Origin of the sequence: Mycoplasma testudinis ATCC 43263 (genome assembly GCF_000687795.1) — a bacterium.
Lineage (GTDB): Bacteria > Bacillota_I > Bacilli_A > Mycoplasmatales > Mycoplasmoidaceae > Mycoplasmoides > Mycoplasmoides testudinis.
On record NZ_JHXT01000006.1, the window covers coordinates 16,155 to 42,146 of the forward strand.

The following is a 25,992-nucleotide window of genomic DNA, read 5'->3' on the forward strand; positions in this document are numbered from 1 at the left end:
GTGAAAGGTTATTTAACTTATGCGAACAATTCCAATAGCCTTTAAAGATGAAACGACTTCATGTATTGAATGTTTTTATGATAACTGAGATTTAATCACTGTAAATGCTCCAAAAAACCGCTACAAAAAAGAAGATAGTTTTTGACTTTTTGACGTTAATGAAAACTTGACTCATCAAGCTAATGTTTTAATGATTGAATCCCAAGAAACTGAGGATTTTGTTAAACTAAAGGTTCCGCGGAACGTTTTCTTTTTACGCCACCAATACTACATTATTGATAAGGAATTAACGCGGCTACCCGTGAAGATGGGGTCGCTTGTTTTTCGACCTGATTTTGATAGTAGTATTTATTATGGCAAAAACGATTTAGGTTATCATTATTCAAAAGAATCAACTTGCTTTAAAATTTATGCTCCCTTAGCTTTAGCGGTTGAATTATTAGTTTATGACCCTTATTCCAAAGAATTATTAGAAACCTTTCAGTTAATTGATAACGAAGAAGGCACGTTTAGTATTCGTTTAGATCGTGATTGTGAAGGAATGATGTATCGCTATGTTATTCATAGCAATCACACCACTCATGAAACAACTGATCCTTACGCTTTTTCTTCGAGTGCTAATAGTGAATTTTCATACGTTATTAATCTTGAAAAAACCCGAAGTGCGATGAAGTTTGATCGTCCAAAAAACCGAATTGTTGATTATCCTGATGCCGTTGTTTACGAATTAAATATCCGGGATTTTACTGATTCTGCTTTTTTTAAACACCGTGGAAAATTTTTGGGAATGACTGAAACCGGACTAACAGATCAAAACGGAAATAAAATTGGATTGGATTATTTAACTGATTTAAATGTAACGCATGTACAAATTTTGCCTTTTTATGATTTTAAAACGTTAGATGAATTGCATTATCCCAAAGGCCTTGAATATAATTGGGGCTATGACCCTATTCAATTTAACGTTCCTGAAGGAGCATACGCAAGCGATGCGAATGATCCATACAACCGGATTATTGAATTAAAGCGGATGATTTCAACATTACATGAAAAAAATATAGCGGTTGTTATGGACGTTGTTTATAACCACGTTTATGATGTTAATAGTTTTGCTTGACAAAAGATTTTGCCTGGTTATTTCTTTCGCTTTGATGGTCGTGGTTTTTTTAGTAACGCCACAGGAGTTGGCAACGATATTGCAAGTGAACGATTAATGGTCCGAAAATATATTGTGGACATGTGCCGCTACTGAATTGAAGAATTTAAACTTGATGGTTTTCGTTTTGATTTAATGGGTATTTTAGATGTTCAAACAATGAATGCCATTGTCGAAATGGCCCGTGCTATTAATCCTAGTTTTATTATTTATGGAGAAGGTTGAAACATGCCATCAGCAACTGACCAACCTTTAGCAAACATGCAAAACCACAACGAATTAAAGAAAATTGGTTTTTTTAACGATTATTTCCGTGATGCTATTCGCGGCAGCCAATGAGATAAAGCTCAGGGTGGTTTTGTGAGTGGTAATCTTGGTTTTTTTAATCAGGCCGCAAATGCTATGATGGCTTCGTTAGGGTTAAACATGTTTCATAACATATTTAACGAACCATGACAAAGCGTTAACTATATTGAAGCCCATGATAATCAAACTTTTTATGATTATTTAAAAGATCGGTTACCAACATTCAATCCTTCATCAATTCAAAAAATGGCTTTGTTGGGCTTGGGGATTGTAATGTTAAGTCAAGGAATCCCATTCATTCATGCTGGACAAGAAATCTATCGAACTAAATTTGGTGAAGACAATACTTACAACAAACCAATTTCTTATAACCGGTTTGATTGAAACCAGATTAACGAATATCAACGGGAAATTGAGTTTTTTAAGAAGTTAGTTGATATTCGTAAAGATAACTATTTATTTCGTTTAAGAACTAAAGAAGAAATTGCTAAATATACACATGTAATTCACGAAAAAAATTCTTTAGTGACTTATTGTTTGTCAGATGACAAAGATATTTTTCATGTGGTGATTAATACAAGTAGTACACCACAAACAACTGTTAAAGAATATCATGATTTTATTTGCGTTACTAATAACCACTTCCATAACCCTTCCATCGATGTCAATAAAAACGTGGAAATTTTAGCTTATGGATTTTACGTCTTTTATAAAAGGAATTAGATTATGAAAAAAGAAGTTATCGCCTTAATTCTTGCTGGCGGTCAAGGATCGCGCTTAAAACAATTAACCGCTAAAATAGCCAAACCAGCTGTTCCCTTTGGAGGGCGTTATCGCATAATTGATTTTGCGTTAAGTAACTGTACTAATAGTGGGATTGATACAGTTGGAGTTTTAACCCAGTATCAGCCACTTGCTTTAGCGCGTCATATTGGAATTGGTTTACCTTGAGATTTAGACCGCTCCGACGGAGGGGTCACGGTTCTTAGTCCACAAGTCCGAGGTAAAATCGGTTCATGGTATGAAGGTACTTCACATGCTGTTTTTGAAAATTTTGAATACATTGAAGAATACAACCCCGATTATCTGGTAGTTTTATCAGGCGATCACATTTATAAAATGGATTATTCCAAATTGATTGAGTATCATAAAGAACATGAAGCAGATGTTACTATTGCTGCAATGGAAGTTCCTTGAGAAGATGCTAGCCGATTCGGAATTTTAAATGTCGATAAACAAAAAAAGATTGTTGAATTTGATGAAAAACCAGCTAAACCTAAAAACAATTTAGCAAGCATGGGAATTTATGTTTTTAATTGGAATTTATTAAAACGAACAATGGAGTACTGTAATTCCAAAAAAATTCCCTTCAATGACTTTGGTCACGATTTACTACCTTATATGTTGGAGAAACAAAAAAACAAAATATACGCTTATTTATTTAAAGGGTATTGAAAAGATGTCGGAACAGTCAACAGTTATTGAGAAGCTAATTTAGATTTGATACATTTTCATAATGAATTGGATTTATCTGATCGCTCCTGGATAATTTATTCAAAAGCCAGTTCCTTACCACCGCAATTTTTAGGATCTGGTTCAAAAGTCAAACAATCATTTGTTGGTAATGGTTGTCATATTGATGGTACTGTAGAAAACTCAATGATTTTTCAAGGAGTAGATATCGAAGCTGGTGCGGTGGTTAAAGATTCAGTAATTATGAGCGATGTCAAAATCAGTAAAGGAGCAAGCGTGATCCGATCTGTGGTCATCGAAAAACAAGTAGTACCAGTAAATGCAAAAGTTGGTAGTGCTGATTCTAAAGATATTTATGTTTATGCAGGAGGCGAAAAGTAATGGCCTTAAATCGAAATATTTTGGCGATTGTTGATACAAATCAAAACGCTAGTCAAATTCGGGGAATTGGTATCAGCCACGCGATGCCAATTTTGCCTGTTTTAAGTCGTTACCGCTTAGTCGACTTTGCTTTTTCAAATTTAGTTAATGCTTCGATTTACCCTGTTTATTTATTGGTGGATAAGCCCAACCGGCATATTTTTAATTATATTGGAACAGGTTCAAACTGAAACTTACATCGCAAGAATGAAGGAATTAATTATTTGTTTACAACCAAGGATCAAATAGGTACAGGTTGTGATCTAGGTGCTTTATTTAAAAACCTAGCACATATAAATAGTGTCCAAAGGGATTATGTTTTATATACAAATGCTCGGACAATTAACCGGATTAATTATCTTGAAATGTATCATAAATTGATTGAGAGTGGAGCTGATATAGTTTGGGCTTATCGGAAAAGCTCGCATGCCAAAAAATATATTGGTATTAATATCTTAAATACAAACCCGCGAACCAAACGGATTTTGAATTTTGGCATCAACAATGCAGAAGCTGAAGAAAAAAATATTGATCTTGGGATCTTTATGATGTCTAAAAAATTGTATGTCAAAATGGTGAATGAAGCCGTAGAACAAAATATCAATACCCGGTTACAAACCTTTTTAGCTAGTAAAGTGGACGAATTAAAAATAATTGGTTATGAAGTACCTACATGGGTTGGGATTTTTACTTCGGTTGAAGATTATTTCTTGAATCAAATGTACGCTTTATTAGATATGAATATTACCCGAGAAGTATTTACCCAAGCTCCGCTTTATACAAGAGAGGTTGATCAGAATGCATCTTATTATGGCAAAAATGCCAACGTAGATCATTGCTTAGTTGGTAGCGGTTGTGAAATTGACGGTTCAGTGAGAAATTCAATTTTATTCCGCCGGGTTCACATTAAAAAGAATGCAAAAATTGAAAATTGTATTATTTTAACTGAAACGGTGATTAACGAAGGGGCCAAATTAAAAAATATTATTATTGATCAAAATTCAATAATCACCGAAAACAAAGTGTTGATGGCAAATGAATCAGCACCATTAGTAATTGTAAAAAATTCCAAAATTTAAGAGTTTAGTATTTAATAAAAACAGGATTTATATTTATTTATCTTAGCTATTTTAGAATGTAGTGAACAGTTTTTAATTGGATTCTTTTAGTTAATTTTATCAATTAATAGTTGCATTTGCTTTTTGGTTCTTTCAATGTCTTTTAATAAAACTTCATCTGGTTTTGCTGGTTGATTATTATTTCCTTTTATGTTTATTAAAATATAAATTAATCCACCGATTATTAGACCAATTATTGCTCAAAACGAAAACCAAAGAAAGACATAGGGTCCTCAAAAATAATTTTCAGCTGGTTCTTTAGGCGGTGCAATAATATTTAAATGTTTTTGGAGTGCATCATATTGTTTTTTTGACTGAACAAGCATTTCGTTTTGCGATCAATTATCTGGTTCTAAAAATAGATAAATATCATATCCTAGAACACTTTCTTCAGAGGCGTCTTTTAGAAATTTTAAGCCTAATTTTTCATAAGCTTTAATAACCCAACTTCCTTCTTGAATCTTATGATTAAAAAGTACTTCTACTGTTTTTTCTTGCATTTGTTTGTTCCGTATCTTTTTCAAAATTATTTTTACTTTTAGGAAAATTATAAATCTTCTTAAAAATGTTAAATTGTTTTCTTTATAATCTAATAATTATTACTGAGGTTTATATATGAAAAATGCAAAAGCCATAGATTCTAAAAAGTATTTAGATTTAATTAAAAAATTCAAACAAGAGGAAAGTTTTCAAATTGCACAAAACGCCTTATCACAAGCTACAATTAATGAAGTTATTGTTGATCCAGCAGCGCAGGAAAAACAACCATATCTTTTTTCAAACGACATTCGTATGGAAACTTTATCTGTAACAGATCAAGCTCGTTCAGGCCGTTGTTGATTATTTGCTACATTTAACGTTATGCGGGTGCATGTAGCTAAAAAATACAAAATTAAAAATTTTGAATTTTCGCAAAGTTATTCGGCCTTTTGAGATAAATTTGAAAGAGCTAATTATTTTCTAAATAATGTAATCAAAACTGCTTCACTTCCTTTAACAGATCGTGAAGTTGATCGTTTGATGGCGAATGGTTTTGGTGGTGATGGTGGATTTTTTGAGTTTGGTGTTTCGGTTATTAAAAAATATGGTGTAGTTCCAGTGGAAATTATGCCAGATTCAGCAACCGCAAAAGAAACTCGCGCAATTAATGTTTTTTTAGATCGACATTTAAAAGTGGCAGCCGAAAAAATTCGCAAAGCTGTAAATAATCCTGATAAACAAAATGAAATTAAAGAAATGGCTTTAAAAGACGCTTTAAAGATGCTGACCCGTTGTTATGGTCCAATTCCAGGAGCGTTTAGTTACTCATATCAAGTTCAAGAAAAGAAAAACAAATTAACTAAAACAGTTAGTTTTAAAAGCCCTTTGGAATTTTTTGAAAAATTTGTACAATACAAATTTGATAATTACATTGATATTATCAATTACAATGTGAAAAATAAAAAATTTAACCAAATGTACGAATTAGAAGATACAAAAACTATTATTGAAACTAATAATATTTTGGCCTTAAATGTTACTAAGCCAATTCTAAAATTAGCTTCTTTAGCAGCAATTCTAAATAATGAGCCAATTTGATTTGCCTGTCAATATGGAACGTGTGGGAATGCAAAAACTGGAATTTTTGATTTTAAAGTTTACGATTACGAAACACTATTTGACATTAAATTAAATAAAGATCAACCAGCGATGGAAAGCGTAGGTCAACTAGTAAGCAACCACGCTATGATTTTTTTAGGTTTTCATTACAATGAAACAGCTTCTAAACAAAAACAACAAAATTTAATTAAAGATTTTGCCAAGCTTTCAAAAAACCCTCAAGAACTATTTGAAAGACTTGCAGATGCAATTGTTATTGACCGTTGAAAAGTTGAAAATAGTCATAGTGAAAAATCAGGTAATAAAGGTTTTGTAGTAATTACTGATTCTTGATTCAATCAATTTGTTTCACAAGCAGTCATCACTAAAAAATCATTACAAAATTTCTTTGATAAATATCCACTAGTTGATAAAAAATTAGCTTTGTTATTGAAGAAATTAGATGGTTTTGAAACAACTTTTGGCAAAGGCCTTAAAACTAAACCTGAATTGCTGTCAAAATATGAACCTTTTGCTGTAAATGCAAATAATTTGTCTAAAGGATGTAAATAATTATGGCTACTAAATTAAATAATACCTTGAAAAATGAAGCGCTTAATCGTGACGTTTTGCAACAATGATTGAAAGAAGTCGAAAAATCAAAAAATCATAAATTAATCACAACAGCCATTTACCATTTAGGAATGATTAAAACTGCTAAAAAAGCGAATGCTGCTGCCTTTGCAAATTTTGATTTTAGTGTTAATTTAGCAACTCAAGGCGTAACTAACCAATTTAACTCTGGACGTTGCTGATTGTTTGCGGCTGTGAACATTATGCGTGAAGGTATTAGTAAAAAACTCAATCTTGATGGGTTTGAATTATCACAAAGTTATTTAGCTTTCTGAGATAAATTTGAACGTTGTAATTTTTACTTAGAATCGATTATTGCAACGATCGATAAACCATTAACTGACCGTTATGTTTATTTCTTTAACCAAGAACCTAATGCTGATGGTGGACAATGAGACATGGTTGCAAATGTTGTTGAAAAATATGGTGTCGTTCCAAAATCTGTTATGCCCGATTCATACGCAGCTGCTCATACTTCTGAAATCAATTTTTTAGTAAATTGAATGTTGCGCGATGGTTGTATACAATTACGTAATAGTAAATCCAAAGACGTAATCTCTTTACAAGCAATTAAAGAAGATGTATTAGCGCAAATCTTTAAGTTTTTAGTGATTGCTTATGGTGAACCACCACAAAAGTTTGACTTTATTTATTCAGCAAAACAACAGATTAAAAATTCTAAATATAAAACTGTTTATGACTATAAATTAGAAAAATTTGTTGAACCTAATTTAACACCTTTGCAATTTTATAAAAAGCACGTTAAACCACAATTGGGTGAATACGTTAGTTTAATTCATGCTCCGACTCCTTCAAAGCCAATGTATCGTAAGTTTACTTTTGAATTTTTAAACAATGTTGTTGGGGGTAAACCAATTATGCACCACAACGTTAGTATGCAACTACTAAAATACTTAGCATTAGAAACATTACTAGAAGACAAACCGCTGTGGTTTGGTTCAGACGTTAGTAACTATGGATCACGTGATACTGGTGTTTGAGACGATCAAGCCTTTGATTATGAACATTTGTTTGACACTACATTTACTCTTAATAAAGGTAGTGAATTAGATTTGCATGTTAGCGCCATGAATCATGCGATGGTTATCACTGGTGCAGATTTTGATATAAATGCATTTAAAAAAATTCAAGCCCAAGTTAAAAAACTTTCCGGCCAAAAAGCTCTTGATTATTTGAATGCTAACATGGATAAGATTGGTCTGACAAAATGAAAAATTGAAAATTCTTGAGGATCTGCAACTGGTAAAGATGGTTATTACATGATGAGTGATTCGTGATTCAATAAGTTCGTTTTTCAATTAGTAGTTGATAAAAAGAAATTTGAATTTTTGAAAAAACATTTGAATTTAAGCTCATTTGATATGAAACCAATTAACTTAGAACCTTGAGATCCAATTGGGACCCTTGCTAAATAAACTAAAGAGTTTTTCATTTGAAAAGAATAAACCGTGATGAAATCATTGAACATGCTAAAGTCATTAACCTATACATTAACCAATGAAAAGGTTTTTGATTCTTTTTAGTAGTTGGAATTTGCTTAGTTATCTTATTTTATGGGCTTTCTTTTACAAATCCCCAAAATACTAATTTTTTAACTATCGCTGGGGTTGCTGGTGCTTTAACAGTTTTGTTATGTTCATATTTGGGATATTCAAATGTCAAAAGTAAACCTAAAATTGAAGCAATCATCACCATTTTAATCGAAGATGAATGCGTTTTATATCCATTAATTTCAAGGAAAAACAAAATTCGTTATAAAGACATTGTTGCTGTTTTTAAAACACTTGTGAAACAATATAATATACCAGCCGAAACTTTTAAAATGGTTAATAAAAAAGCGAAAAATGAACCGCAAGATAAAAACCCGCCAACTGAAAATAAATAACTAGAATCAATTTTATTGACGAAACAAAAACCCCAAGCTCACATTTTTAAAATGAGATTTTGGGGCTTTATCTTTATTATCTAAGAAGTTTATTTGTTAATTTTAGAAATTGCTTTTTTTAACTGTTCAAGTAATGGAGTTAATCCATTTGCTAAAAATTCGTCAAACATCCCGCTTTCTTCTTCTCAATCAATATGGTCGACTTCTTCATTTAAGTAATTTAATGATGGAATAACACTTTGATCTCCACTCATTAGTTTTAGTAAGTTATCCATATGATTAGTTATTTTTATAAGCAGACTGTTTTTAATTTCAAGAGAAATTAATTTTTCTTTATCGTTTGAATTTTTATCTAACAGATTTCAAATTTCTTCTTTTAGAAATCATTCATCCCGATAGGCTTCAGCGATTTCTTGTAATTCTTCGTCTGTTTCTGCGTCCTGAGAACGAATGATTGTTGTCGTAAGATATTCAAAAAGTTGATTTAAATCAAATCAGTTGAGATTAATAGTCATTTAGTTTCCTATCGTATTAAGTAAATATATTTGATTGTATATTTTATTGCTTCTTTTTTATTTAAATTTTTGAGTAATCGGCTAATCGTTTGAAAATTATTATGCCAAGTTACTGTGCTATTTTTATGAAATTAAGCAAATATAAATTTGCTATGTTTTAATTTTTTAGATAAAATATATCATCATGATAAATTCATTTAAATATATTTTCATTTCTACCATCTGTTGAATCTGTTAAATTTTTTATTTTAATAGCATTTTGCTATCTGTTCAACAGTTATTACATACATACATTTTCTAATAAATAAGGATTTTATAAATGAAAAAGCAGCAAGGTCATAAGCTGTCTACTCGGCAGTTTTCGCTATTTGTAGTTAATTATATAATTGGGTTTGGTTTTATTGCCACTATTTCAGGGGTTATTAATTTAGGTCCCTTTGGATTGGTAGTTATTTTATTGACATCGGTGATTACTCTAGGTGTCGCATTTTCTTTTTCTCGTTTAGCAACAGAGTTCCCTGATAATTATGGTGGATCTTATTACTATGCTAAAAAAACGTTTGGTCGTAAAGCCTCTTTTTTTGTTGGCTGAAACCAATTTATTCAAGGTCCAATTTTAGCAGCGACCGCACCTTTGTTTTTGGCTAGTGCATTAATTACAATTCCGCAAATTGACGCGAGCAATGCAGCTCGAATTGGAGTTCAAGTCGGTTCTATTGTCTTCTTTGGAATTTTGGTGTTAATTTCGACATTAGGTTTAAAATTAAATAAATACTTGATTTTAGCTACTGCTATTGTTAAATGAATCATCTTATTAATGGGAATTGTTATCGCCTTGATTTTAGCCATTAGACAAGATGCTTATCAATTGAATTTTGCATCTACTAATCGAGTAACATCGATTATGATTTTTTCAAATGTAATTTCATTTATGTTTGCATTCGGCGGAATTGAAGACGTGTCTGCTATGTCGCCTGATGTAAAAACAAAGAGTTTTCGAAAAATTTTAATGTACGGATTTGCTTCCATTTTGATCTTTTATTTTATTGCTTACATTATTTTGAATGGTTTGAATATTGGTCCAAATATTTCAAATTATAGTCAGGTCTTTCAGGCATTAATTGGAGCAACCGGAGTAATCATTTTTGTTGTTGGTTTAGTTTTTAATGGAATTTCTTCACGTTTATCAATCAGCATTGCTGGAGCGCGAAAAATTGCGCCTTTAGCAGAAGATGGTTTTTTGCCATTAGTTTTAGCTAACAAAAATAAAAAAGGTGAGTTGCGAAATGCCATTTTATTTGCGGCTGGATTAACTTTGTTATCATTACTGATTTTTTGATTAATTCCTTTTTTACTTAATCTGGAAAATTTCTTTGAAGCTGTAATTCAGCTGGGAACTATCGCGTTTTTAATCCAGTATTTTTTCACGATGTTGAGCGCAATGGTTTTAGAAAAAGAAAAGAAAATAACAAAAATTCCATTCTATGAAAAAACTGTCTATGTTTTAGCCATGATTATTATTTTTATTGCGCTAATTGTTTTTTTATTTCCACCAATTGTTAACTCAGCATGACGAGTTGAAAATACTATTATCATTGTCGCTTATATCGTTTCTATTGGTTTTGGGTATTTGTTATACTTCTGGCGTTACCGCATTGAAAAAAAGCTAAACCAGTTACTAATGTATATACCAAAAGTGACGAAGATCAAATAAACCTACAATTTGGATTCGACCAAAATTTTTCATCAGTGTTAAATGCAATCGATAACATTAATTTACTAATTAAAAAAATTCAATCATTTCAAGAGTAAGCACAATTTTATTTTTAAGTCTTAGACCCTGCGTTTTTAATAAAAAATGTTAATATAATTTAGTTATTTAAATTAACTAATAAGAAGGACAGATATGGCTGCAAAAAAAGTTACAACAACTAAACCTGGAAAGAAAAAATCAAAGCGAGTTTTATCTACATATGATGGTGCTCCAATAGCGAATGATCTAGTTTCTAAAAGAGCTGGTAAGAATGGACCTACACTACTTGAAGATTCACATTTAATTGAAAAACTAGCTGCTTTTGATCGGGAACGTATTCCTGAACGAGTTGTTCATGCAAAAGGTGGAGGCGCTTATGGTGTTTTCACGTTAGATCCTGAATTTGATGTTAAAAAATATACCCGAGCGGCTTTTTTAAATGGGCCGAAAGGTAAAAAAACTGATTTGTTTATTCGCTTTTCTAGTGTTGGCGGAGAAAAAGGTAGTGCCGATACAGAACGTGATCCTCGTGGCTTTTCAATTAAATTTTATACAGAAGAAGGAAATTACGATCTAGTCGGTAATAACACTCCAATATTCTTTATTCGTGATGCTTTAAAATTTCCAGATTTTATTCACACACAAAAACGCAATCCTCAAACCAATTTAAAAGATCCAACAATGTTTTGAGATTTTTTATCTTTAACACCTGAATCTTATCACCAAGTGCTAATCTTATTTAGTGATCGTGGAACTCCTGAATCATGACGGCATATGCATGGTTATGGGTCACACACTTTTATGTGATACACTGATGAAAAACATTATTACTGAGTTAAGTACCACATCCGCAGCCGCTTGGGTTCAAAAGGATTATCACAAGAACAAGCTGATGAATTGAAAAAGATTAATCCGGATTTTCATACCGAAGATCTTTTCAAAGCAATTGAAAATAAAAAGTACCCAGTATGAGATGTCTATGTTCAAATTATGACACCTGAACAAGGTAAAAAATATAAATACAATATTTTTGATGTAACTAAGGTTGTTTCTCAAAAAGATTATCCTTTAAAAAAATTAGGAACAATTACATTAAACAGAAACCCGCAAAACTATTTTGCTGAAGTTGAACAAGCTAGTTTCTTACCAAGTAATTTCGTTCCTGGTATTGCTGCTTCGCCAGACCCAATGTTACAAGGACGTTTATTTAGTTACGCTGACACAGCCCGCCACCGATTAGGAGCTAATAGCCACTTAATTCCAGTAAATATGCCTAAAAACGCAAAAGTAACATACACAACTCAACGTGATGGTTATATGCGTGTTGATGATAATGGTGGAGCTGGAGCAAATTATTATCCTAATAGCACTGATGACTTTGATGTTATGCCAGAAGTTAAGGTTCCAAGCTTTTCTTTAGGCGAAGTTAGTGCTGATCATTATCCTGTTGAAATTGAACCGATAGATTTTGAACAACCGCGTGTATTATTTGAAAAAGTAATGGACAAAACTGCTCAAGAACATACTATTAATAATTTAGCAGGTCATATTAAGGGAGCGATTGTTCGCGTTCAAAAGCGAGCAGTTGCTTTATGAAATAAAGTTTCTCCTAAACTTGCAAAACCACTTGCACAAAAACTAGGTTTAGATTATACAGAAATTGATAAATTATCAAAGCTTTCCCAAAAAGAATTAGTAGCAGCAACAAAAAAATAGTTAGATATTAAATAGAACTAAAACCCTCAAGCATTAAAGCTGCCTTGAGGGTTTTTCTTTTTTTGTGTTTTAACAGTTTAATTAATCCTGATGCCATTTAATTCATTTGGCTTTTTAATCTTTTGTTGTCATATCAAAAAATTTTCTTTGAATTTTTTAATGCGGGGTTTAGCCATTTCAAAAATCTCGATTAATTCTTTGTCTTTAAGTTCTTGAACTTTATAATTAGCTTGTAATAACAAATTACATCCTTTGGCAATAATTGCTTCTTTGAAATCATAATAAAATAAGTCATGAATCAAGTTTTTGAAGTTCTTGTCATTTTCTTTATACCCATGAACACTTATGTAAAGTGGTAATAGATAATGCAATATGATTCATTCAAATATGCGAATTTCGCATTTTTTGGTTAATTCATGATTGTTCTCTTTGACAAAATTTTCTTCTCAGTTTTTGGCTAGTAACTCGTGAAACATAAAATGGTTTGCAATTCCTTTAAGGATATTGATTGTTTGAGTTGTAGCCTCTTGGTTGGAGTAATTTATTTTTGCTGACCGACACGACATATTATATTGAGACTCGAAACTTATCCCGGGATATGCAAATGATAAAGGAACAACGTTTTCAAATATTTTGATGGTTGTTTTTTGGGATGCAAAAAACCAAACAACGTATAAAAATACTTCTAATAAATCAAATTGTACTTCAATTACATACTTTACTTTTGTACGGGCTAACATTAATGCTTCATAAATTATTTCAAAGCAAAAATCTTTTAGATAAATCCAGTCTCTATGACGTTTTAGTTCAGCTAATTTTATTTGGTTTTCACTTAAAGTTAAATATAGTTTAGTTAATCCAGTTAGCTGGTTAATTAATCCTTTATATAATTGTTCATTGTTAATTAATTCATTGGCACGAGGATTAAAAAAGTTAATAATTTTAGATTCTTGATAGTCTAATTTCTTAGGTTCATATGGTTCTAATAATTTAACGGCCATTTTTCCAAAACTGTAAGCTAAATCTTTTTCATCATATTCTTTTGGCAAATTTCAACTTTTAATAAGGGTTTCTTTTTTCATTTTTTGTACCTCGTAAAAATTATCGCTTTTTGTGCCAGAAAAGATATGGCGTGATTCAACCCAATTTCGACCCATAAATAGGTCGTAATTTTAGTCAGATAGATAAATTACTTATTAACAAAAATATGAACAATTTTTAAACTTAAATTTTTACTAATTCTTGTTTTTTAATTTTGATTTTATTCAAGATAATTGAGGATTAGTTAAAAATATGATTGCTTGTCGAAGCAATTTTACTTTAGTAGATATGTTTTTTTAAAATGTTCCAATTCTTTTTTAAAAAATTCTTTTACCGAAAATTTACAATATATTAAAGCATTACTTGCAAATTTAGGTTTATGGCCTTTGTGTAAGTAATAAATCAGGAGTAACTAAATGGAAACAATAGACTTTAAAACTAAGTTATATTTTGGCAAGGATTCTCTTTCGGGATTAGAAGAGGTTTTTAAAGCCCACAAAATTAAAAAGGTAATGTTAACTTATGGTGGCGGATCAATTAAGAAAAACGGAATTTATGATCAAGTTATTAACATTTTAAAAAAGGCCAAAATTACGACTATAGAGTTTTCTGGGATTCAACCAAATCCTCGTGAAGACCATGTTTATCTTGGGGCTAAAACAGCTGCTAAAAATAAGGTTGATGCAATTTTGTCAGTTGGTGGCGGATCGGCAACCGATGCAGCAAAGGTGATGGGAATTTTAGCTACAAATCCGCAATATAAAGATTGTTGAAGTTATGTTCAAAACCAATCTTTAGTAACTAAACCTGCTTTGCCAATAATTGCGGTTGTAACACTTGCAGGAACTGCTAGTGAAAACAATGCAGGAAGTGTAATTACAAATCAAAAAACATTAGAAAAGCGAGGTGTTTTTACTCCTTCAGCAACCCCAATCGCTGCAATCTTAAACCCAGAATATACCTATACAGTTAATCCATGGCAAACCGCTTCTGGAATTTTTGATTGCTTTAGTCATTTACTAGAACAATTTTTTGGTGGGAAAACGTTCGAATGAACTAAACAATATATTTTCGCAAACTTAAGAACTCTGATTAAATATGCACCAATCGTGGTAAAAAATCCACGAAACTATGAAGCTAGAGCTAACGTTTTGTTTACAACTACAATGGCCTTAAATGATTTAGCTAGTTTTGAAAACCAAACTGATTGGAGTGTTCATCGGATAGAACATGCTATTTCAGCTATTTGAGATGTCACTCATGGTGCGGGTTTAGCACTAGTTACTCCAACATATATTAAACACCGTGCTTTAGTGGATAGTGCTTTCGCTAAAGAACTATTAGAAATCGGAGATGCCGTTTTTGGTACTAAAACTGTTGATGCTTTAATTAAAAAACTAAAAGCATTCATTAAGATTATTAATCTTCCAGCCAAGTTTAGTGATTTTGCAGAAATTAAAAAAATTACAGACGATGACCGTAAGAAAATTTATAAACATGTTGCTTCTGGAGATCCGATTCCACCCAAACATCTTGCATTATTACAAAAAGTGATAAATTTAATTCCGGCTTAGCTGTTGGGTTTTCAAATTAGGTATTTATATGAACGATAGTAATATTCGATCTTACGAACTAGCGTATACAAGAAATCCTTTAATTAGCATTTTGGTCCCAGTTTCAAATAATTCCAATATCATTTTTAAAACATTAGAGTCCTGCTTAGAACAAACTTACAAAAATCTTGAAGTTGTTTGTTGGTGTAATCAAACTGACCTAAAAGTTTTAAATATTGTTAAGCAGTTCGAAAGTCAAGATGGTCGTGTGCGAGTTTTCAGCAGCGATGAAAAATTGACATTAAAAGATGTTTGCAAAAATTTGATAGAAAGAAGTACTGGACAATATTTTTTATTTATTTCAGCACCAGATTATTTGAGTAAAAATTCAATTAGGAGAATGTCTGAAACGATCGAAAGATTTACCGAAGCTGTAGTCAGTGTTAAAGTTCCAACTTGAAAATCGTTATTTTATTGATGCTGTCCGAAAATGAAATTGTCAGCAGTTCAAAAATTTGACCGTTTATCAGAAAAGTTTTTATTTGAAAAGTCCTTTAATTGATCTAGTGTATTGCTTTCTAAGAATTTTTACGAATCCTTAAATTGTGAACTAGGTATTAATGGTTTTTTTGATTATGGTTTGCTTTTTCAAATCATTTTGAAAACAACATATTTCCGTTCTTCACCTGAATCAACTATAAAAAATTCTCCATTGCATCCGGATTTTATGAAAGGTGTATTTGAAGAAAAAATTTTATTTTACGAACACCTGATTAGATCCACAAGTATTTGATTGTCTCAACCTGAAAGTTTTGGTGTTGACAAATCAGATTATGGTAACTTGCGAATTTCTTTAATGAATAATTTATTAAGTGTATTAGTTGATTTTTGGTCAACTTTTAATGAAGACTATCAGCTGCAAATAATTTCGCATCTAAAACCGCTGTTAGTTAGCATTCTTAAAGAATACAACTGAACCGCTGAATCTTTTTCTGTTTCCAATAAAGGTTCTTTGCTAAAGTTTTTCAACTTCAAATAATTTAAATTTTTTACCTTGAAATAATTTAAAATTGCTTATGTTCAAATTTAACAAATCAAAACAAAAAACGGTAAATCAAGAAAATATTGATGATCAAGACTTAATCAATAATTTAAGATTTTTGTCGTTAAGCGCTATTAAATCTTCAAAACCTGGTAATTTTGCTAAAGCACTACAGGCGACTCCGATTTTTTACGCCTTATTTAAAGATCATTTTACGAGTGCTAACAGTGGCGCTGTACACTATTTAAATGATCTTCTTGTCGTGTCAAAAGATTATGGAAATAGTTTTCTTAAAACTATTTTATTGGCATCTAATATTAGTGAGAATACACTTACCGAAAAAACTAATTTTCCCAATATTAATTTGGGTTTACCTCATAATGTTTTTTCATACGAAAATTTCAAAAATGGTTATGCTTTGGATTTTGCAGTTGGGCTTGCTTTAAGTGATTTTTATTTATGCAAAAATCAAGGAACAGAATTAGCCCGAAAAAATATCTATTGTGTGATTGACCAAACCGATTTTACGACTGGAAATTTTTATGAGTCACTAGCAATTGCGGGTAAATTTTCCTTAGGAAATTTAATAGTTTTAGCAGATTTCTCTGGAGTAGAAAAACAAGGCTTGCTAAGCAATCACACGATAACAAACCAAAAACTACAAGTTCAATCTCACGGATGACACTATATTACAGTGGGAGATGGTTCTAATCCATTGCAAATTTCTAAAGCCATTAGTAAAGCTCAACTTTATAATCGACCAGTTTTTATTGAAATTAATACTGTTGCCGCTCACGGAAGTTCTTATGCTGGTACCAAATATGCGATGCAAATGAATTTATCAGATGATGAATACAAAACAATCGTTGAACGGTTTGATTACGAAGTTGAAGAAAACAAATTTATGGATGGTTTGGAGTTTGCTTTAGCAAATTCAATTAATAAAAGATTCCAAAAAAGAATTTCTCATTTTGAGAGCAATTTTGTCAATTTGCAAAATATCGAAAAAACTAAAGTTAATGAATTTTTGTTAGGGTGAATGAAATCCCACCCGATTGTTGCAAATGTCAATTTTCTTACAGCAAATTCTCCATTTGTTAATTATCTTCAAACTCACGAAAAAACTATAGGTTTTGTGATTTCAAACGATAAATTAGAAACTGGTGCTGATTTGACATCCCGCGTTTGTTTACTAAGTAATCGTTATTGTTGTGCAGATGGAATTGCTCAAGGATTTTTAAGTGCGGGTTTTTTTGATTTACTTTTGTATGCGAATAAATTTGTATCTTTTAATATGTTGATTAATCATCAAGATAATGCAAGAATCCCGCTAAATTATGTCATGATTTTTGAAGATTTGAATTATTCTGCAAAATATGAAACATGCACATTTATAGACTTTATAAAATCACAATCGTTTACTATTTCATCAAGTGAATCTCAAAATATTCTTCATGAAAAAAAATTAAATAATGATGTTCATCTTCAGGATTTGACACTTATTAGTAAACACGATGATTTAAAGCTAGCTAAAGAAATTCAAGAAGAATTAAACAACGACAAGGTTAACGCCACAATATTTTTAACAGATAATTTTTCTAGTTTTCTAAAACAAAATTCTCATGATTTAAAAAACATTTTAGGAACTAAACCATACTTTTTTGTTAATGGAAATATCATGGACGAAGTTGACAATAGTGTCTTATTATCACTAAACAAGCGAAATATTGTAGTAAAATCCAATAATGTTAATGTCAGTACAACTGCACACGAAATAATTGCTCAACTAAAAAATAATTAAGGAGAATAAGAAAATATATGGAGTTAGGTCTTGCATTAGGGTTAGGAATCCCATTAAGTTTAATTGTTGGTGCGATTGTAGGTTATTTTATTTCAATTAAAATTTTTAAAAAACAAATTAAAGATAATCCACCTGTAACCGAAGAACAAATCCGCAACATGTACACCAAAATGGGACGTAAGCCATCTGAAGCTCAAGTCCGCCAAATCATGCGTGAATTTAAACAGCAAGATAAGAAGTAAGGATTATTTTGATTGCAAAGTTTTTGAAAAGTGCATCAGCTCTAGATCAGTGCCCGCAAGATGATTGCCACGAAGTTTGTTTAATTGGTCGGAGTAATGTTGGTAAGTCTAGTTTTATTAACGCGCTTGTGAGTTTAAAAATTGCTAAAACATCTAATACCCCGGGAAGAACGCAAACATTAAATTTTTACGAATATAAAAATTGACGGATTGTCGATTTACCAGGGTATGGCTACGCAAAAATTAGTAAGCTTCAAAAAGACTTAATTTCGGATTTTATAAGTGATTATTTAAACTATCGTGCTAATCTTAAAGCGATTTTCCAAATCATTGATGCAGGAGTTATTACTCAGCAGGATGCTGACATGATAAAAATTATTTCCCAAACAGATTTACAACACTTTGTAGTTGCTAACAAAATTGACAAGTTAAATCAAAGTGAATTACATAATCTCAAACGTAAAATTGCAACATATTTAAAAATAAGCGAAACTAACATATTTTTAACAAGTACAAAAACTAAGAAAAATTTTCCTGAAATAATTAAACAAATGGAGGTTTGTTTAAAATAAGTTATGTCAATCAAAGCAAAGAAAAAAACTGATGAATCATTTTTATTTGAGGGATTATATGACCCACAAAAAATTGCTATCGGTTTGTATGATAAATGAATTAATGCGAACTTATTTAAACCTTCAACTAATAAAGAAAATTTTAGTATCGTTATGGCTCCGCCAAATTTGACTGGCGTTTTGCATCTTGGTCATTCTTGGGAATTGTCACTTAGCGATTTATTTTTGCGTTATAAACGTTTACAAGGGTTTAATGTAAGTTGGGTTCCAGGATATGACCACGCGGGAATAGCTACACAAACAAAATATGAAAAAATCTTGGATGCTAATTCTAAAAAAGATTACATGAAACTTGACCGCCGAACAAAAGTTGCTGCAATTATGAAATGAGCTCTTTCTCAAGGTGAGATTATTAATTCTCAAGTAAAGCTTTTAGGGGCTTCAGTAGACTGGTCAAATCATCATTTTACTTTAGATGATCATTCAAACAAAGCGGTTGTTTTTGCTTTTAAAAAACTTTATGATGCAAAATTGATTTATCAAGCGAAAGCATTAGTTAATTGAGATGTTAAATTACAAACAGCAATTTCTAATATTGAAGTTATCAATAAACCTGTTCAACAATATTTGTATTATGTGGCTTATTCTGTTGAAAATTCACAAGATAAATTAATTGTTGCTACATCACGGCCTGAAACAATTTTTGCTGACGCGGCTTTATTTGTTAATCCAAAGGACAAACGTTATAAAAAATTTGTTGGTAAAAATGTTTATAACCCATTAACGAATGTTCTGATGCCTGTAATGCAAGACAGTTATGTGGAACTAGATTTTGGTAGCGGCGTTTTAAAATGTACTCCAGCTCACGATTTTAATGACTATAAACTTGGAAAAAAATATCAACTTCCTGAATTTAGTTGTTTCAATTTAGATGGAACCCTTAATGAAATAGCCCAAGAATTTAAATCTTTAGACCGTTTAAGTGCAAGACCAAAAGTTGTTGAAAAATTGAAAGCTTCAGGTCATTTAATAAAGGTCGAAAACTTAACTAGTAATGTTGGATTTTCGGAACGTTCAGGCGCAGTTGTTGAGCCGATGCTTTCCACGCAATGATTTGTTGATCTGCCAAAAATCGTTCCGCAGTTAAAAAAAGCGATTCTTGATAAGAAAGAATTAAGTGTTTTTCCAAAACGTTTTATTAATTTATTAACCCATTGACTGGACGAAACTAATGAATGGTGTATTTCTCGACAATTAGTTTGAGGTCATCAAATTCCTGTTTGATATCATAAAAAAACAAAAGAAATTTATGTCGACGTTAATCCACCCAAAGATCTTGTTAATTATTATCAAGATCCGGACGTCTTGGATACGTGATTTTCTTCTTCACTGTGGCCTTTAATTTGTTTTGATTGGCCAAATCAAACAAAAGAATTCAAAAATGGTTACCCAAATAATTTAATGGTGATGGGATTTGACATTATTTTCTTTTGAGGAATTAGAATGTTGTTTCAAGGTTTTTTTCACACGAAACAATTGCCATTTAAACATTTGTTAGTCCACGGTTTAATTCGTGACGCAAAAGGTGTGAAAATGTCAAAATCAGTTGGTAATGTCATCGATCCAATTCCACTTATTGAAAAATACGGGTCAGATGCTTTAAGAATATGTTTAACAGCAAATACGACTCCTGGAGAAGATACTAACTTTCAAATGGAGCGTTTAAACGATGCAAGTAATTTTTTAAATAAATTATGAAATGCGAGTAAATATGTTCTTAGTTTAAATTGCGAATTTAATTCTTACCAAAGCAGCAGCAAGCATTCGTTAGCAGACACTTGAATTATTGAACGCTGTTTTGCAATTGCCAAAAAAGTTGCTTCTTTATTGGATCGTTACGATTTTACATTAGCTAATAAATATGTTTACGACTTTATATGGAACGATTTTTGCAATACTTATTTAGAACTGTCAAAACCGACATTAAAAACGCAACATGCGCCACATACAGTTAAAGTTTTACGAGACGTATTAGAACAGATTTGCATAATTTTACATCCTTTTGCACCTTTTTTGAGTGAACGGATTTTCCAAGCTTTAAGACAAAATGAAAATGTCTTTGTACTTCAACAAAAATGACCTAAAAAATCTAGAGGCAATTCGCAATCTCAAAAATTTGACACTGTAGTTGAACTTATTCAATTATTGCGGAAGTTCAAAGCTCAAGCAAATCTTTCTAATAAATACCTTTTAAAAATATCTTTGGTGAGTTCTAAAAAAGAAGTATTGCAAATTGTTAAACAAGCATCGCCTTATTTTGATGCCATAAATTGTCAATTTGTTTCATTTGTTTCAGAGCTTCCAAAAAATGCTAAACAAGTTTTAACGATTGGTGATGGATATCTTGTAATCCATGATGAAAAACTCAATCAAGCTGCCAATGCTTCATTGGAGAAAAAAATTGCCTTTTTAAAAGCTGAAGTGCAAAGGTCAAGAACCATTTTGAGTAATAATAATTTTATTAAGAATGCACCACCTCAAAAAGTTAAACAAGAACAAGAAAAATTAGCTAAATATGAGGCTGAGTTAGAAACTGCATTAAAAAATAAATAAAATTTTTTCTTAAATTTTACTACTTTTTCGCATTCTATTTATTGGGGCGAAAAAATGTATAAGAAATTTGATGAAAAATTTATTGTTTTTATTTTCTTGAGTTTTTGTGGAATTATTTTTCTATTGTTTAAAAGTTTAGTAATTTTAACAATAGCATTTGCTGTTATTGTTTTATTGAGTACATGCTGTATTTTTTCATATCAACAAATTAAATACATTCTGTTTTTTTTAATTTTGTTTTTACTATGGGGAGCAATTTTCTATTTTGCTTGTTGGCAAGATGTGTCAATCAAAAAAGGCTTAGCTTTAATTCCTGCACCTTTCAATCTCAGAAATATTGTCTTACAATTTCTAGAATCTAAAAAAACTTCAGTAACAGCAAGTTATTTGCAATTAATTATTTTTAATTCAAGGCCGCGAGATTTAAATCCTTTTTATTTTCAATTAATCGATTTAGGAATCGTTCATTTGATTTCTGTAAGTGGATTTCATCTGAGTATTTTAAGTGTTTTAATTAAAAAAGCATGTGGGCAAAAACATGCTCTAGGAAATTTTTTAAGTTTTTTAACTTGCTTGTTTTATGGTTATTTCTTAGGAATGGGATTTGCAATTTTACGAGTTGTAATTAGTAGTTTTTTGAGTATGTTTAAAAACAGCAAAACTCAAAACGACCCATTATACCGAACGGTTTTATCTGGATGTATTGTTTTGCTTATCAATCCATTTGCTGTTTATGACATTGGTTTCCAATTGACTTATTTTGGAACAATAGTTTTATGCTTTTTGTTATATCTTAAAAATCTACCAAAAATTATGCTTGCAATTCTAGCTTCTTTAATTATTAATTTTTTGTCGGCCCCAATAATTTTTAGTATTAATCACAAAATTAATTTGTTAATTATTTTTAATTCTTGAATTTTTACTCCCGTTATTAGTTTTTACTATTTATTTTCATTAGCTCTTTTACCTTTTTGATTTATTTGGGATTATTTTGATTGACTATATCTAGCCTTGGCGGCAACTTTAAATTATTTTCACGATATTAAATTTTATTGATACTTAAAATCTTTCCATGCAGATTACATTTATTTGTTGTACTATAGTGTATTCTTTATAATTGCTCTTATCTGATCTAATAAGATGCATCCTAAAAAAAGAAAGTTTTTAATTAATGACCATAATTCATTCATCGGACCAAGGCTTAATTCACCAAGAGTTACAAAAAATTCTTGATAAAGATTATTTTTCATATGAAAAAGTAGTTTACAATTCCATCGAACAACTTTCAGGAATGCTTCATTCGCAAAATTTATTTGAAGATACTGAAAAAAAGATTATCGTTTATGGATGTACTTTTTTAGCTAATGTAACTGAAGCAAACGCCTCAGAAGATTTATTCTCAATTTTGAAATTAAATACTAGTTTAAAAGTTTTTTTAACTGTGGAAAATGAAAAGTTAGCCAAAACTAAAGTTTTAACAGATTTTATTAAAAATGTGAATGTAATTAGTATCCCCAAATTAACAAGTTATTCGATGCAAGGCAATATCGTGACTTTATTGGCTAATGAAGGTATTAATCTCTCTTATGAGAACTTGGCTTTATTAGTGGCACGAGTTTTGCCTAATGCTTTAGTAATTCAGAACGAAATTGCTAAATTGAAACTTTTCAAACCTAAGGAGTTAACAAAAGAATTAATTGACGGGCTGACATTTGAATATAATAATGATTCCATTTTTAAATTAATGGAATACGTTCTTTTGCAAAAAACTGACGCCACTGCTAAACTTTATCACGCGTTAGTACCAGATCGTTATTCGCCAATTGATATTTTGCAAATTCTAGCAACACAAATAATTAAGCTAATTATGGTCTATCGAGCATTATCTCAGAAAATTAATGATACGATTATTACGAAAAGTTTAGGTTTAAGCATTTTCCAACTAAAAAACATGCGCAAGTTATGTATGAATACGTCTGCTGCAAAATTAGAAAAGTTTTTAAATGGTATAATTAGCACAGATATCAAAATAAAAAAATATTCTATTGAACAATATAATAGTGTTCGTTTCTTTTTATTAAAAGGCCTTTCTAACTAAAATGAACCAAGACTCCAAAAACCTTTTGCTACAATCTCGCCAACATTTAAGTACTATTTTTGGTAACACAATTTTAGTTGGTGAGTTTGTTAAGAATCCTGATTTTCAGTTAATAGTTGAAAAATTAATTAAGATTCACGATTATCTCGAAAAACAAAATACTCCTGAGTTATTGCTTACTGACAAGTATATTGGTAATTTTGAACGTTTATCAAATCGAAAAATTAATTTTTCTGAAGTTAAAATCTCAATTGATTTAGACGACTTAGCAGATGATATTAAATATACTGACGTTTTTTGTCGAAATATTTTCTCCAAACCTTTAAGTGATTTCACAATTGATTTAGCTAATGACGTTAATTTGGACGATGACAAACCACTAGCATCTGCGCCAACAATAGATGGTGTTATTCCGGTTGCTATTTCTGGTTTAGGAGCTGGCCCAACTGGTGACGCTGACAAACCTCCGCTTCAGGGTCAAAGAATCCCTTCAGACGAATTTAAAAAACAAAGCACTTTTGCGACCGAAAATGATCCTAAAGTTAAAAATGTTGGTTTTAATCCTGAATTATTTAATCAGCAAGCTCCTTCTGAAGCTGAAGGATTTGGGTCTTATAATCCAATGGCCCAACAACTTGCTAACCAAAGATTACAAATTGAACTTTTAATTGGAAAGGTTTATCGGTGAACCGAAAAGCCACGAGCAATTATATTGTTGCAATATATTGCTCTAGCCTTTTCAATTTTATTTTTTTTAACTAATGCAGCCACAATCGTTGCATGGATCGTTGCATCTGTAAATGGTCTTGTTGTTTCGGGAACTAATGCTGCAGGACAAGCCATCACAAGCCGTGTTCAAGGATCTGCTCTTTTCTCGTTTATCATTGGCCCAATAATTATGTTAATCTCTGGAATTGTCTTGACGTGAAGGTATTTCAATGATAGCCAAGGACGATTGTCTGGTGGAAAAATGCGACGCTATGCAAGTGCTGCTTCAGTAATTTTAAACAATCCTGAAATTCCTAAAGTTAATGATAATATGCGTTATCATTTGCAAATTTCTACGATTATTATTGTTGGTTTATTTTATATTCTGTTTAACTTTATTCCCTTTTCTGGAACTTTTACTCAAGTTACCTTTTTACAACAATCAAATATTTTCCAAACTGGATTACCTTCTCAACCTAATACTCCTGAAATATTAGGAATTTATTACACGATTATTATTAGTTTAGCTTCATTTGGACCCCTAGTTATTATCGTAATTGTTGCTTACTTATTGAATCCAAAGGTTGATATTGAAAGACTAACTCAATTAATTGAACAATATGCCAAGGAAGCTGAAAGCGCTTCTGGTGGAAATATGCCAGGTGCTGGCCCTAATGGTCCGTTCGGTGGTATGGGTGGTGGCCCTTTTGGTCGCCGTCGTGGTCCTTTCGGTGGAGGCGGTTTCTAAACCAGAATTATCAAGAGTATAAGGAGATAAGAAGATTATGATTTCAACCGAACTTCAAGGCCCTTATATTCAACATCAAGTGCATCAAAAAAAGAGCTTTAAGCTCCTTTTTTTAAAGTTTCTTTTTCCTTTTTATCCAATCAAAATTAGACATACAACTCACTTACTAGTTCTTTTAGCATTGATGATTGCATTCCGGATAGTTACTCAATTGTTTAGTATCCCTTTAGGTCCGACAATGCGAATTGGTGTGACCTGAATTCCCATCACAATAATGGGGTGAATTTTTGGTCCAATAATTGGAATTCCTTTAGGTTTTTTAACTGATACGATTACATGGGCGATGGGCGGAGGTGTTTGATTTTGAATGTATGCCATCCAAGAATCGTTAATTATGATTGTCGCTGGGATTGTTGCTGGAATTTATCATTTACGATTAAATGCAAAATCATGGATTTGGGATTTAATTTTTAACCAAATTGTTATTGTTGGCTTCTTGGGAATTGGAATTTTTAGTTTGATTTATTTTGGGAAAAACAATTTTATCGAAAACAACGGTAAAACAAATAATGCCGCAAATATTTTCGGACTAGGAATCGATTCTACACAAATTCTCACCGCAACTACTCTTGCAGTTTTTTTTGTTGTGATGGAAATCATTATGTTTTATTTTTTACGCCAGCACATTAAACATAAAAAAAATCCCCGTCTTTTTTTGTATGTGAGTTTACTTGTTCCGTTGCTTTCTATTTTATTTTCATTTGTAATGGGGACGATTTCGATAATTGAACTTTTAAACTTTTTAAGTAATGGCCGTCCAAATAATAACCTGATTAATTTTGGCGCTTATTATTATTTAGTGCCCCGGGTTTTAAAGGAAATTTTTCGTGATCCAATTTTAATTTTAGTAATTGTAGGTGTTTTAAGATTAGCTGAACCAAATCTCAAACAAATCCGAAATAAAATTAACAACCAATGATAAAAAAATCCTTGTTAGCCA

General features: G+C 31.1%; 21 protein-coding genes. 18 read left to right on the plus strand and 3 right to left on the minus strand.

Features of this window, described 5'->3' with window-relative positions; translation table 4 throughout:
* The first annotated feature begins 19 nt into the window (after nt 1-19).
* The 3 genes from pulA to glgD are packed head-to-tail and all read left to right on the plus strand — an operon-like array spanning nt 20 to nt 4,434.
* Nucleotides 20-2,185 carry a type I pullulanase gene (pulA, locus tag T384_RS06195; protein WP_052663428.1) on the plus strand — a complete coding sequence of 722 codons (2,166 nt, stop codon included), beginning with the start codon at nt 20-22 and terminating at the stop codon, nt 2,183-2,185.
* Between the two features lie 3 nt (nt 2,186-2,188).
* Complete coding sequence (locus T384_RS0102045) at nt 2,189-3,316, plus strand: glucose-1-phosphate adenylyltransferase (protein ID WP_036498831.1); 1,128 nt, start codon at nt 2,189-2,191, stop codon at nt 3,314-3,316.
* Nucleotides 3,316-4,434, plus strand: a complete 1,119-nt coding sequence (gene glgD, locus T384_RS0102050) for a glucose-1-phosphate adenylyltransferase subunit GlgD (RefSeq protein WP_027119635.1) — start codon at nt 3,316-3,318, stop codon at nt 4,432-4,434. The genes T384_RS0102045 and glgD overlap by 1 nt, the downstream gene beginning before the upstream one ends.
* Before the next feature lie 86 nt (nt 4,435-4,520).
* Here glgD and T384_RS0102055 read toward each other — a convergent pair whose 3' ends face one another.
* Nucleotides 4,521-4,973: a hypothetical protein gene (locus T384_RS0102055; protein WP_027119636.1), complete on the minus strand. Its 453-nt coding sequence runs from the start codon at nt 4,971-4,973 to the stop codon at nt 4,521-4,523.
* Between the two features lie 115 nt (nt 4,974-5,088).
* On the opposite strand from T384_RS0102055, the gene T384_RS0102060 reads away from it, so the two are divergent.
* The 3 genes from T384_RS0102060 to T384_RS0102070 are packed head-to-tail and all read left to right on the plus strand — an operon-like array spanning nt 5,089 to nt 8,590.
* On the plus strand, nt 5,089-6,624 hold the full coding sequence (locus T384_RS0102060) for a C1 family peptidase (RefSeq protein ID WP_027119637.1): 1,536 nt from the start codon (nt 5,089-5,091) through the stop codon (nt 6,622-6,624).
* Between the two features lie 2 nt (nt 6,625-6,626).
* Complete coding sequence (locus tag T384_RS0102065; RefSeq protein ID WP_052663430.1) at nt 6,627-8,120, plus strand: C1 family peptidase; 1,494 nt, start codon at nt 6,627-6,629, stop codon at nt 8,118-8,120.
* A gap of 17 nt (nt 8,121-8,137) precedes the next feature.
* Nucleotides 8,138-8,590: a hypothetical protein gene (locus tag T384_RS0102070; RefSeq protein ID WP_027119639.1), complete on the plus strand. Its 453-nt coding sequence runs from the start codon at nt 8,138-8,140 to the stop codon at nt 8,588-8,590.
* Between the two features lie 89 nt (nt 8,591-8,679).
* On the opposite strand, the gene T384_RS0102075 is transcribed toward T384_RS0102070, so the two are convergent.
* Nucleotides 8,680-9,105 carry a hypothetical protein gene (locus tag T384_RS0102075; RefSeq protein ID WP_027119640.1) on the minus strand — a complete coding sequence of 142 codons (426 nt, stop codon included), beginning with the start codon at nt 9,103-9,105 and terminating at the stop codon, nt 8,680-8,682.
* 319 nt (nt 9,106-9,424) lie between these two features.
* On the opposite strand from T384_RS0102075, the gene T384_RS06200 reads away from it, so the two are divergent.
* The gene (locus T384_RS06200; RefSeq protein WP_052663432.1) at nt 9,425-10,819 is read left to right on the plus strand and encodes an APC family permease; all 1,395 of its coding nucleotides are present in this window, start codon (nt 9,425-9,427) and stop codon (nt 10,817-10,819) included.
* A gap of 192 nt (nt 10,820-11,011) precedes the next feature.
* Complete coding sequence (locus T384_RS0102085) at nt 11,012-12,574, plus strand: catalase (RefSeq protein WP_052663434.1); 1,563 nt, start codon at nt 11,012-11,014, stop codon at nt 12,572-12,574.
* Nucleotides 12,575-12,651: 77 nt separating this feature from the next.
* On the opposite strand, the gene T384_RS0102090 is transcribed toward T384_RS0102085, so the two are convergent.
* A complete protein-coding gene (locus tag T384_RS0102090; protein WP_156933113.1) occupies nt 12,652-13,656 on the minus strand; it encodes a hypothetical protein in 1,005 nt (334 codons plus the stop codon).
* Nucleotides 13,657-14,031: 375 nt separating this feature from the next.
* Between T384_RS0102090 and T384_RS0102095 the strand changes: the two genes are divergently transcribed.
* From T384_RS0102095 to T384_RS0102140, 10 genes are read left to right on the plus strand one after another with little or no spacing between them, the layout of a single operon-like run.
* Nucleotides 14,032-15,189 carry an iron-containing alcohol dehydrogenase gene (locus T384_RS0102095; RefSeq protein ID WP_027119643.1) on the plus strand — a complete coding sequence of 386 codons (1,158 nt, stop codon included), beginning with the start codon at nt 14,032-14,034 and terminating at the stop codon, nt 15,187-15,189.
* Between the two features lie 28 nt (nt 15,190-15,217).
* Nucleotides 15,218-16,207: a glycosyltransferase family A protein gene (locus T384_RS0102100; protein ID WP_027119644.1), complete on the plus strand. Its 990-nt coding sequence runs from the start codon at nt 15,218-15,220 to the stop codon at nt 16,205-16,207.
* A 37-nt stretch (nt 16,208-16,244) separates the two neighbouring features.
* The gene (locus T384_RS0102105) at nt 16,245-18,011 is read left to right on the plus strand and encodes a thiamine pyrophosphate-dependent enzyme (protein ID WP_027119645.1); all 1,767 of its coding nucleotides are present in this window, start codon (nt 16,245-16,247) and stop codon (nt 18,009-18,011) included.
* 17 nt (nt 18,012-18,028) lie between these two features.
* Nucleotides 18,029-18,253, plus strand: coding sequence for a YneF family protein (locus T384_RS0102110; RefSeq protein WP_027119646.1), 225 nt, complete (start codon nt 18,029-18,031; stop codon nt 18,251-18,253).
* Nucleotides 18,254-18,261: 8 nt separating this feature from the next.
* Nucleotides 18,262-18,825: a ribosome biogenesis GTP-binding protein YihA/YsxC gene (yihA, locus tag T384_RS0102115; RefSeq protein ID WP_052663436.1), complete on the plus strand. Its 564-nt coding sequence runs from the start codon at nt 18,262-18,264 to the stop codon at nt 18,823-18,825.
* 3 nt (nt 18,826-18,828) lie between these two features.
* Nucleotides 18,829-21,438 (plus strand): valine--tRNA ligase, encoded by a 2,610-nt coding sequence (gene valS / locus T384_RS0102120; RefSeq protein WP_036498836.1) that lies wholly within the window; start codon nt 18,829-18,831, stop codon nt 21,436-21,438.
* Nucleotides 21,439-21,492: 54 nt separating this feature from the next.
* Nucleotides 21,493-22,674 (plus strand): ComEC/Rec2 family competence protein, encoded by a 1,182-nt coding sequence (locus T384_RS0102125; RefSeq protein WP_027119649.1) that lies wholly within the window; start codon nt 21,493-21,495, stop codon nt 22,672-22,674.
* Nucleotides 22,610-23,536, plus strand: a complete 927-nt coding sequence (gene holA / locus T384_RS0102130; protein ID WP_027119650.1) for a DNA polymerase III subunit delta — start codon at nt 22,610-22,612, stop codon at nt 23,534-23,536. Before T384_RS0102125 ends, holA begins: the two co-directional genes overlap by 65 nt.
* 1 nt (nt 23,537) lies before the next feature.
* Nucleotides 23,538-24,992 (plus strand): MPN449 family protein, encoded by a 1,455-nt coding sequence (locus tag T384_RS0102135; RefSeq protein WP_027119651.1) that lies wholly within the window; start codon nt 23,538-23,540, stop codon nt 24,990-24,992.
* A 37-nt stretch (nt 24,993-25,029) separates the two neighbouring features.
* The gene (locus T384_RS0102140; protein ID WP_036498839.1) at nt 25,030-25,974 is read left to right on the plus strand and encodes a hypothetical protein; all 945 of its coding nucleotides are present in this window, start codon (nt 25,030-25,032) and stop codon (nt 25,972-25,974) included.
* Nucleotides 25,975-25,992: the final 18 nt, after the last annotated feature.